General features: G+C 73.2%; 10 protein-coding genes. All 10 read right to left on the bottom strand.

Annotation, left to right across the window (positions count from 1 at the left end):
• Window positions 1-44 precede the first annotated feature (44 nt).
• On the bottom strand, window positions 45-272 hold the full coding sequence (locus tag AB0A97_RS34935; protein WP_361157840.1) for a DEAD/DEAH box helicase family protein: 228 nt from the start codon (window positions 270-272) through the stop codon (window positions 45-47).
• 247 nt (window positions 273-519) lie between these two features.
• Window positions 520-1248: a hypothetical protein gene (locus AB0A97_RS34930; RefSeq protein WP_361157837.1), complete on the bottom strand. Its 729-nt coding sequence runs from the start codon at window positions 1246-1248 to the stop codon at window positions 520-522.
• Between the two features lie 609 nt (window positions 1249-1857).
• Window positions 1858-2793 (bottom strand): endonuclease/exonuclease/phosphatase family protein, encoded by a 936-nt coding sequence (locus AB0A97_RS34925; RefSeq protein WP_361157835.1) that lies wholly within the window; start codon window positions 2791-2793, stop codon window positions 1858-1860.
• A complete protein-coding gene (locus tag AB0A97_RS34920) occupies window positions 2790-3731 on the bottom strand; it encodes a hypothetical protein (protein WP_361157832.1) in 942 nt (313 codons plus the stop codon). Before AB0A97_RS34920 ends, AB0A97_RS34925 begins: the two co-directional genes overlap by 4 nt.
• A gap of 151 nt (window positions 3732-3882) precedes the next feature.
• Entirely contained in the window at window positions 3883-4077 is a 195-nt protein-coding gene (locus AB0A97_RS34915) for a hypothetical protein (protein ID WP_361157830.1), read from the bottom strand.
• Window positions 4074-5096, bottom strand: coding sequence for a Scr1 family TA system antitoxin-like transcriptional regulator (locus AB0A97_RS34910; protein WP_361157828.1), 1023 nt, complete (start codon window positions 5094-5096; stop codon window positions 4074-4076). The genes AB0A97_RS34915 and AB0A97_RS34910 overlap by 4 nt, the downstream gene beginning before the upstream one ends.
• Window positions 5096-5683: a hypothetical protein gene (locus AB0A97_RS34905; RefSeq protein ID WP_361157826.1), complete on the bottom strand. Its 588-nt coding sequence runs from the start codon at window positions 5681-5683 to the stop codon at window positions 5096-5098. Before AB0A97_RS34905 ends, AB0A97_RS34910 begins: the two co-directional genes overlap by 1 nt.
• 167 nt (window positions 5684-5850) lie before the next feature.
• Window positions 5851-6201 carry a hypothetical protein gene (locus AB0A97_RS34900; RefSeq protein ID WP_361157824.1) on the bottom strand — a complete coding sequence of 117 codons (351 nt, stop codon included), beginning with the start codon at window positions 6199-6201 and terminating at the stop codon, window positions 5851-5853.
• Between the two features lie 49 nt (window positions 6202-6250).
• Window positions 6251-6715 (bottom strand): hypothetical protein, encoded by a 465-nt coding sequence (locus AB0A97_RS34895; RefSeq protein WP_361157822.1) that lies wholly within the window; start codon window positions 6713-6715, stop codon window positions 6251-6253.
• Window positions 6712-8598 (bottom strand): glycoside hydrolase family 15 protein, encoded by a 1887-nt coding sequence (locus AB0A97_RS34890; RefSeq protein ID WP_361157858.1) that lies wholly within the window; start codon window positions 8596-8598, stop codon window positions 6712-6714. Before AB0A97_RS34890 ends, AB0A97_RS34895 begins: the two co-directional genes overlap by 4 nt.
• Window positions 8599-9484: the final 886 nt, after the last annotated feature.

Below are 9484 nucleotides of genomic sequence, written 5' to 3'. Positions count from 1 at the left end.
CCGATCCGGCAGCAACGGCTCGATGCGTGCCCATTGGGCGTCAGTCAACGACACACATCAACCAACGATCCGATGATCTGAAGGAAACGGCCTAGACGGTGCCCCTCGCCCGCGGCTTCCAGATGGTGGGCGACCTCGGCTCCGACCCGGGTTTTGCCTGTCCCGCAGGGCATCACCGCAGTGGCCCGCGAACTTTGGGCCAGCGTCTTGCGCGCGGCGTCTACCGCCTCCCGCTGATGCGGGAACAGGGAGGCGGGGGTGGTGGGCGGCAAGGCCCCTCTCCTTTACGTCCGTCAGGTGGCTGTGGTTGTTCATCGGGCCAGGGCCGCGGTCAGGAAAGCGGCCGAAGAGGCCCTTGGGCCCGTTGCGCGCTGCAGGCGTCTGACCGCCGGCGTCCGGCAGCAGACCAGCGCTGCGGGGTGGCGTGGAACTGCCGGGGGCAGCGGGGCGGCCGGGGCGGTCTTTGGCCCGGTCTGGTGGTGCGGCGTCAGCGCCCGCAGCGGGGCAGGCAGAGACGGGTTAGGTCGCCGTCGGGTCTGTGCGAGGGGGCGGCGCAGGTCTCCACGGGTCGTTCCAGGGGCCGGTCAGCTCCGGCGGCAGCACCGTGCGCAGGCAGTGGATCAGGCGGTACAGCTCCTCGCGCGGACGTAAGCGGGTGTCAGGAGCCAGGAGCTGTCCGCCGTTCTGGATCGCGGCGTGCAGCCGGGCACATCCGGCGGACGCTGCCTGGCGTTGTCGTGCCAGCGGCAGGAAATCGTCGAGGTGTTTGCGCAGCTCACCGCAGGCCGTCAGGACCGTTTCGGTCTGCGCGTGGCGCAGGCGGCGCGTCAGCCGGTATGCCTCCTCCAGCCTGACCAGCACATCCAGGGCATCGCCCAGAAAGTCGTGGGCCGAGAACGACGGCGGGTCGGCGCAGTGCACCGCGACCCCCAAGCTGTATGCCCACCGATACACCTTCCGCTGCGCTCCGCAGGTCAGCGCGAGGTGGTCCATCGAGGAAACGACCAGGTGCCCCGGACGCGTCTGTGCCGCCTCCAGCATCGGTTTGATCCTGTGCTTCCAGCAGGGGCGGCTATGGAGGTCGACTGTGGGCTCGCTGCTGTCTCGGAAGGTCTGCGAGTTCAGGCGCAGATGCAGCCGGGCGTGGCGTTCCAGCCGGGCCAGCAAGGACTTCGCCAGGGTGTCCGCTCCGGGCTGGCAGATGTAGAGCACCGCGGACGACCCGGCCGGTGCGCCGTTACTGCGCATGGCCGTTGTGCAGGTGGGTACGGGTGCCGGAGCGCGCACACGGTGCGGCGTCAGACCGCAGGGGTGCGCTCGGCCGCAGTCGCGGCTGGGATTGCTGCATGGCGTCGGGCCCGGCGGCCGCCGGCCCGCGAACGGCCTGGCGGGGCGGCACCGGGGCGGACGCCGGGCAACTGGGCAGCACGGGGAGCACCGCTGGCCAGGACGGTGTGCGCCGTGCGCCGGTGCAGAAGGTGGCGTAGCGGCCGGCGGGCTGTGCAGCGCCCGTGGTCCGGGCAAGCCAGGCCGCCAGCCAGGGCCGGAGCGCGGGGGCAAGGGCGGCGGCCGTCACCGCCGTATCGTGCGCGTTCATCGCAGTACGTCTTTCGTGTCCGGGGATTCGGGAAGGGGCCACAGCGCCTGGGCGGCCGTATGTGCGGGGCCGGGCGCCCGGGAAACGGCCTTAAGGACGGAGCAGCGCGGGTGCGGCGGGCGTCGAGTTCGCCACTGCGGGCAGCAGCCTCACGGCGGGGCGGGTGGCGGCTCGTCCTGCGGTGGCGGCGCGCTGCCGGCGGGCATGGTGGTGCGGGGCATCTGGAGTCTCCCGGAGGGCTGCACGGTGCGGTCGCCGGTTCAGTTGCGCGAGGCGCCGTGGGCGGCCTGCCGGAGGATCTCGCCCAGCAGCGGGCCGTCCAGGGTGATGCGCATGATGTGATGGTCGGACAGCCTTTCGTCGACGTCGATGACGTCCACGCCGGTCACCGCGGGCAGCAGCTCGGGGGTGACGTAGGCACGGTCGATCCGGGCGTCGGGGCCATGGGTCGAACTGGCGTTGACCGTGCGGGCGACGGCTTTCGGGCTGCCGTGCGGTGCGGTGGCCCAGTAGCGCGCGACGTCCTCCATCAGGTTTTCGGCGCGCAGCGTCTGGTCGGGGCGGATGTCCATGTGGCGCTTGCCGTCCGGCCCGATGAAGGTGCGGTGCACGCGGTGCGCCCGGTTTTTGATGTTGTTCAGGTCGGGCAGGGGCGGGTCGCCGGCCACGCCGGGCTCCGGGTAGCTGTTGTGGTCCCCGGCGATGAGCACGGGCAGCGTGCACCACGTCCCGTCCGGCCGCCGCCAGGCCTTGTCCGCGAGAGTGGTGAGCCACTCCGCTTCGAGGAGCCGCTGCGTGGAGCTGGCATAGGGGCTGTGGGAGGAGCTGGCGACGAAGGGGACCGCGTCGTCGCCGGCGGGCAGGTAGCGCAGGGTCAGCGCGGTCGGCGGCAGAACCCATTTCGGCCCGCGGGCCTGGTGCCAGTCGCGCACGGGGGCGAAGAGCCGCGGGGTGAAAAACAGCGCGGTGCACGCGTCGGGGCCCATTTCCCCTTCAAGCCCGAGCGCCCGCTTGTCGTCGTGGAACAGGGTGTGGCCGTCGGCGTCGGCTCCCCACATCTCCTGGCGGGTCAGCAGGTCGGGCTTGAGGTCCTTGACCTGTGCGTGGGCGGCCCGGCGCAGCGCGGGGTCGTTCTTGCCGTTGAGCTCCAGATTCCAGTTGACCACGGTCAGGGTGTCGTCGCTCTTGCGGGTCATGCGGTAAGCGTTCCTTCCTGGCAGGCGGGCGCCTGTGGGTGACGGTTCTGGTGAGGGGGGCAGGCTGCTGCGTCGCGGTGCAAGACCGTGCGCAGGACCGCGGTGTCGAAGGTGGCGCGCAGCGGAAGGTGGCCGGAGATCTGGCGCAGTCCGTCGGTGTCGCAGACCTCGAAACCGGTCAGGGCGGGGGTGAGTTCGGCGCTGAGGTAGCCGCGGTCGATGCAGTACCGCCGGCCGGGCGGGCGGCCGGGGCGGCGGCGGTAGCCGGAGGCCGCCTTCGTGGCGTTGAGCTGCTGGAGCCTGTTGGCCGCGTAGCAGGCCATCTCCACGTACCCGGCCCCCAGCATCTCGCGGTCCGGACGGTCATCGCTGTAACGCCGGCCACCGTGGTCGTAGGTGCGCATGGCGACGTAGGCGTGGTCGGTGTACTGCGACCAGTTCTGGGGCCCGTCACCGACGCGATAGCTGTTCCAGTCCCAGAAATGGACGGCCAGCCACCCGGGCTTGGCGAGGGTGGAGCACCACCGGGCCTCGTCGCGCCGGTGTCCGGCGTTCCAGTAGCAGGCCTGGCCGCTGACGCAGGAGATGCGCCGGGGGCTGAGCGTGCCGTCGGCGTCGCGCAGGCGCACGGTGAGGTTCGCCGCGATGCTCCACGGCATCCAGGTCTGGCGGAACTCCTCGTCGAAGGCGAGCGGGCCGCCGCGCTTGAGGAAGATCGCGTTGCGGTGGCGGTCGCGGAGGTCGTCGTCCCTCCCGGGGTGGCAAGGGGCGATGTAGCCGTCCATGCCCAGGCGCTCGGCCTGGGCCGTGAGCTGGTCGGGCGGTAGTTCCTGCTGGAAGAAGATGTCCGGCTGCTGGGCGCGCACCCAGGCGGCGGCTTGCTGGCCCTTGATGCCTTTCTCGATGTTCCAGCTCAGCGCGGTAAGGGGGGACGTCACACGGGTTGCCTTTCGGTGTGAACAGGTCAGGCGGGTGCTGGCGGGGGAGAGGTGGAAGCCGACGCTGAGGGCCGCTCAGCGGCGCACCCAGACGGGGCAGGGCCCGGGCACGGTGCGGAGATGAGCCGCCGCTGCGCGGTGACCGGCTGGGTTACAGGTGCAGGCCCTCCAGTGCCTTTTGGACGGTGGTCAGCAGGCTCCGGATGGCCGGTGCCAGGGAGGACTCACTCAGCAGAAAGCCCAGGAACATGGCCAGCAGGGCGTGCAATGGCTTGAGCCCGCATTTTTTGATCAGGAACCAGACCCACGCCAGCAGCAGGAGCACGATCGGCAGGTGCACCGTCATGCGGGCGCCGCCCTGGTCCTGCGTGGCCGGTGCGTGGACCGGACGGCCGGGAGGCGGTGCGGCCCGCTCAAGGAGCGCGGGGCACCATCAGGCGGCGGATCCCGCTGCACAGGGTCATCTGCGGACGGCGGCGGACTGTCGCCCTGGGGGCCCGTGCGGCCGCGTCGCGGGGCCTGCGGCTGCCGGCCGATGCGGGCGACGCATCGGGCCAGCCAGCGCTCCCGTGCCGCATCGAGCAGATCAGGGGTGCGGCGGGAAGGCTGCGCGCAGGTGTGCAGGGCATCGAGGAGAGCACGTTTGCCGCTGCCGCCGTCGGCACCGGTGCAGTACAGGGCATGGTCGTTCTCGACGACGTACAACGGACCGTGCCCGTGGGGAAAGACCAGTTCACTCAGGGTGTGGCCCTGGCCGACGGGGGCGTGCGCTGTCGCCAGCACGATGCGGATGTCCGTGTGCCCGGCAGCCGTCGCCTGCCGCAGATGAGCGAACTGCTCGCGCAGCACCGCGGGGTCGGACGAGACGGGCCACAGGGCGTACTCGTGCAAGAACACCGTCAGGCGCTGTCCGGACACCGGCGGACGGGCAGCGGCGGCAGCCCGCTCGCCGTCATCCGGGGCGGCGCTGAGCACGGCGGCGGCATAGGCGGGGGTGCGCAGGACCGGGGGGATCAGGCGGCCGCTGTAGACGCGCACAGCGGCAGCCTGGCGTTCGCAGGCCGCCAGCCGCTCGGACCAGCCCGGCATCGAGTCCGAGCAACGGGAGCCGCCTGCGTCCAGCAGCGTGTGCACGGGCCGGATCCGGTTGCCGGGCACCTGGTAGCAGCGCAGAAGGCGTTCGACGACATCCAGGCGCAGGCGGACGCTGGCCTGCTCCATCCTGCCGAGCGTCGAGGCGTGGATGCCGAGTTTCTCGGCGGCCTGGAGCTGGGTCAGGCCACGGTCGAGGCGCAACGCCTTCACATACATGCCGATCAGCAGCTGGGCCGGATCGGGCGCCTTGGCGGAGGGCGGGGACTGCATCAGGAGAACTCTCTGAGGTGAAGGGGAGGGGAGCTGGCGGCGGTGCGCAGCCGAAACGCTGCGCCCGTCCAGGGGAGTTGGCCGGGGGTGGCGCTCATGTCGCGTCGTTCGTGCCGGTCACCGGGCCGCGTGGTACAGGCGCACCCGCCGTGCGCGGGGGCAGCCGCCGCGTCGGTGAGCCAGGAGCCGGCGGGAGGCGCGGCGGCCACAGGCTCGACGTGCCAGGTCAGCGCGCCACGGTCATCGGTGACCTCGACACTGACGGACAGCGCGAGCCGGTCCAGCGCGCGCATCAGGACGTCGCGGACCCAGGGGTCCTTGGCCCAGTCCGTCAGCGCTTCGGAGCGCTGCGCGGACAGCAGGGGACAGACGGTGAGCAGGGAGGTGGTCAGCCACCGCATCGCCACGGCCGCCGAGGGAGCCGGTCCGGCGCCGGTGTCCCGCCGGGGCCCGGCCGTGTGCGGTTCAGCAGGCGTCTCCCGCAGCTCACACCGCCACCGCACCGCGGCGCCGGGTGCCGGGCCGAGGGGAGGTCTGGCCCAGGTGACGCTCGCTCCGGAGTCCGTGCCGCCGATGTGGTCGGTCACCGGGTGGGCGGTGCACACCGTGCGAGGCGCCGGTCTGCGCCGGGCCCGGGGGAGCAGTAACGTCCGTATCGTCAGCATCTGTTGTCCGATGGCGGGTGGGAGGTGGCGGGGAGCGTCGGCGGGCCTGCCGTGGGTGTTACGCACGGCGCGGCACGGCACGGACGTGCTCACCGTGCGCGGCCGGCGAGGTAGCAGGGCCGGCCGCGGCTGAGAGCCTCCAGCGCGGCGTCGACCCGCTCGACCCCGTCCTCGGGCACGTAGGCACTGAGCTGCTTGCGGGGCACGAACCGGGCGTCGAGGACTTCCCCGTCGGGGGTGAACCGGAAGACGGTCCCCGAGCGGATGACGGGGGCGTTCCCGACGTAGGTGTGCTCCTCGACGGCACCGTTGCGGGGAGGCTGCCAGTGCATGAGCAGCAGTTGCCCGGGCTCGACGGTCACGCCGAGGCGCCACCGGGGCACCCAGGCGGGCTGGCCGGTGTGCAGGCGGTCGGTGATGAGGGGTTCGGGGGCTTTCACAGGTGCTCCGTGTGCGGGTTGTGGCGTGTGGCGGGCTGTATGGGCTGGGTCAGGGGGCGGTCTCGTCGAGGGCCAGGGCGAGGAAGCCGCCGCAGTCGCGCAGGCGCCGCAGGGCTGCCTCGTAGGGGGCGTCGTAGGGGGAGATGTCGGTGCGCGAGGCGGCCACGAGGCCGTCGAGTTCGCCGCGGGCGACGGCGGCGAACAGGCGCTCCAGCTCGGGACGGGTGGCCGGGTCGGTCGGGCCGGTGGTGTCGACGGCGGGGGTGACGGCCTGCCAGCCGGCGCGGACGATGACGGCGCGGGCCTGGGCGAGGCGGGCCGCGGGGTCCTGGCCGGGCCGGATCAGCGCGTACGGCGCCACCCGGACGGACCCGGGCTCCCGGCCGTCCAGAAAGGCGTCGGCCTGCAGCTGACGCAGGCACCACAGACGGCGTGCCCCGCTGTGGCCCCGTGCCGCGGCCAGAAAGCTGGCGATGGCCGGCGGGAGGCCGGGGTCGGGCGCCAGCACGCTCATGACGCGGCCTCCGGCGCCAGGGCGGCCTCGTGGAGGGTCAGGGCGGTGTCGACGATCGTCAGCAGGGACCAGGCCTGGGGGAGGTTGCCGACCTGGCGCTGGGCGCCGGTGTCCCACTCCTCGGCGAGCAGGCCCAGGTCGTTGCGCAGCGCCAGCAGCCGTGCGAACAGCGCGTGGGCCTGATCGGTGCGGCCGGTCATGGCCAGGGCGTCGGCCAGCCAGAACGAGCACGGCAGGAACGCGCCTTCGTCGCCGGCCAGGCCGTCCAGTCCGGCGGACGCCCCGGCGGTGCGGTAGCGCAGGACAAAGCCGTCGGCGGTGGACAGCTCGCGCTGGACGGCGTCGATGGTGCCGAGCACGCGCCGGTCGTCGGCCGGAAGGAAGCCCACGCGCGGGATCAGCAGCAGTGCGGCGTCCAGCTCCTGGGAGCCGTAGGACTGGGTGAAGGTGTTGCGCTCGGCGTCGTAGCCGCGGTCGCACACCTCCTGGTGGATCTCCTCGCGCAGCGCCCGCCAGCGCTCCACCGGTCCGTCGATGCCTCCCTCCTCCAGCAGACGCACGGTGCGGTCGACGGCGGCCCAGGCCATGACCTTGGAGTGGACGAAGTGCCGCCGGGGCCCGCGCACTTCCCAGATGCCCTCGTCCGGCTGTCGCCAGGTCTTCTCCAGCGCCTCGACCAGCGTGATCTGCAGGGCGGCGACGGGGGCCGGGTGCAGGCCTGCCGCCCGGCCGTGGTGCAGGGTGTCGATGACCTCGCCGTAGACGTCGTGCTGCAGCTGGGTGGCGGCGCCGTTGCCGACGCGCACCGGGCGGGAGTCCTCATAGCCGGGCAGCCACTCCAGCTCCGCCTCGGGCAGCTGCCGCTCCCCGGCGACGCCGTACATGATCTGCAGGGGTTCCGGAGCGCCGTCCACCGCGCGCAGCAGCCACTGCATCCACTGCTCAGCCTCCTCGCGGTAGCCGGTGCGCAGCAGGGTGGACGCGGTGATCGCGGAGTCCCGCAGCCAGCAGTAGCGGTAGTCCCAGTTGCGCCCGCCGCCGATCTCCTCGGGCAGCGAGGTGGTGGGCGCGGCGACGATGGCGCCGGTCGGCGCGTAGGTCAGGGCTTTCAGCAGGATCAGGGCGCGCAGGACGGCGTCGCGGTGGGGGCCCTGGTAGGTGCACTGGCTGGCCCACTGCTGCCAGAAGGCCAGGGTGTCCTCCAGCGCGACGAGGGGGCCGGGCGCTGTCGGCGGGGCGGGCTGGTCGCAGGGCTGCCAGCTCAGGGTGAAACAGGCGCGGTCGCCTTCGGACAGCGGCAGGTCGTGGCACAGCCCCCTGCCCCGCAGGCGCACGGTGGCGCCGCAGACGAGGGGGGCGTCGACGTCGAGCCACAGGCCGTCACCGTCGGCCGCAAGCCGGGTGCGGCCATCGACGGTGGTCACGGTGGGGGCGGTGCGGCCGTAGCCGAAGCGGGCGTTCAGGCGGGAGGAGACGGTGACCCGTCCGCTGATCACGTCGACGATGCGCACGATGCGGGCGGGAGCGTCGCTTTCGTCCCAGGGCGGCATGAAGTCGGTGATCTGCACCGTGCCGTCGGGCGTGATCCAGGTGCTCTCCACCACCAGGCTCTCGCCGCGGTAGCGGCGGTGGGTGGCCGGCACGGCGGCGCCGTCGTCGCTGGCCGGGCCGAGCTGCCAGGAGCCGTGCTCGCCGGTGCCGAGCAGGGCGGCGAAGACGGCGGGGGCATCGAAGCGCTGCGGGCAGTACCACTGCACGGTGCCGCCGGTGTCGATCAGGGCGGCAGTACGCAGGTCACCGATCAGGGCGAGGTCTTCCAGTCTGGGCACGGGAGTCCTTAGAGCGTCGGGGCGGGGCAAAGGGGGTGGGAAGGCGGGGTGCATGGGGCTGCACCGGTGGGCTGGGGCCGTGCCGCCACGCGGCGTGGCGGCGGCTGGCGGCGATGTGCGGGCCGGGCGGGGCGGCGGCCGGGCTCGGCCCGCTGCAGGGGATTCGGCGGCGGGCGGCGGGGCGCAGCTGAGGGCGGCCACCAGCGGCTGCAGGAGCAGCGGCGCGGTCAGCAGATGCCGGTCCGCGCGGCGGCGTACCCATCCGCAGCCGCTGCCGTCCAGGCCCCGTACCCACTGCGGCGGCGGCAGGTAAATCTCCGAACCGTCCCGCAGGTACGTGGTGCCGGCGGGCCACGGCGGGTCGTCGGACCAAGGCGGCAGGAAGAACCCCCACCGGCCCTCCAGCGCGAAGACGGCGCCCACCGGGTCCAGGGACATCGCGTCCAGATCCCGCACGGCCTGGCGGGCCACCTGCTCGGGCACCAGGACGAGGTCCCAGCCCGGGCCCACCAACTGCCAGCGCAGCGCGGCGTGTTCCCAGGCCCGCAGACAGGCGGACGGTGCGGAGGAGGACATGATCACGAAGGGGCTCCTGGTCGGTTTGTCGGCTCGGCGCGCGGCCTGCCTGGTCGAACGGGGTCAAAGGGGTGCCCCGGCCGCAGGGCCGGCGTCCCTGCGGCCGGAGGCTGGGGTGTGCGGCCGCCGGGCCCGTCAGCCGCGGGCCCGGCGGTCCCGCGCATGGCCCGCTCCCTTCCTGGCAGTCGCAGCAGCGGGCTGGCCGGCCACATCGGGGGAAAGGACCAACCCCCGCAGGAGCCGCGCGGTCGCGGGGGGGGGGGGGGGGGCCCCCCCCCCCCGCCGGGGGGGGGCGGGATGGGGTACAAAGGCCGGGGGGGGGGGCACTAGAGGGGGGGGCGGGGGGGGCGGTGGCCCCCCCCGA

The sequence above is a fragment of the Streptomyces sp. NPDC045470 genome (assembly GCF_040646595.1).
In the GTDB taxonomy this organism is placed as follows: domain Bacteria; phylum Actinomycetota; class Actinomycetes; order Streptomycetales; family Streptomycetaceae; genus Streptomyces.
This window is presented reverse-complemented; position numbering and strand designations above follow the sequence as displayed.

Excerpts from the sequence above, each read along its gene's own strand:
- AB0A97_RS34930 (WP_361157837.1), bottom strand. The coding sequence starts at position 1,248 with ATGCGCAGTAACGGCGCACCGGCCGGGTCGTCCGCGGTGCTCTACATC.
- AB0A97_RS34925 (WP_361157835.1), bottom strand. The coding sequence starts at position 2,793 with ATGACCCGCAAGAGCGACGACACCCTGACCGTGGTCAACTGGAATCTG.
- AB0A97_RS34915 (WP_361157830.1), bottom strand. The coding sequence starts at position 4,077 with ATGACGGTGCACCTGCCGATCGTGCTCCTGCTGCTGGCGTGGGTCTGG.
- AB0A97_RS34910 (WP_361157828.1), bottom strand. The coding sequence starts at position 5,096 with ATGCAGTCCCCGCCCTCCGCCAAGGCGCCCGATCCGGCCCAGCTGCTG.
- AB0A97_RS34895 (WP_361157822.1), bottom strand. The coding sequence starts at position 6,715 with ATGAGCGTGCTGGCGCCCGACCCCGGCCTCCCGCCGGCCATCGCCAGC.
- AB0A97_RS34890 (WP_361157858.1), bottom strand. The coding sequence starts at position 8,598 with ATGCACCCCGCCTTCCCACCCCCTTTGCCCCGCCCCGACGCTCTAAGG.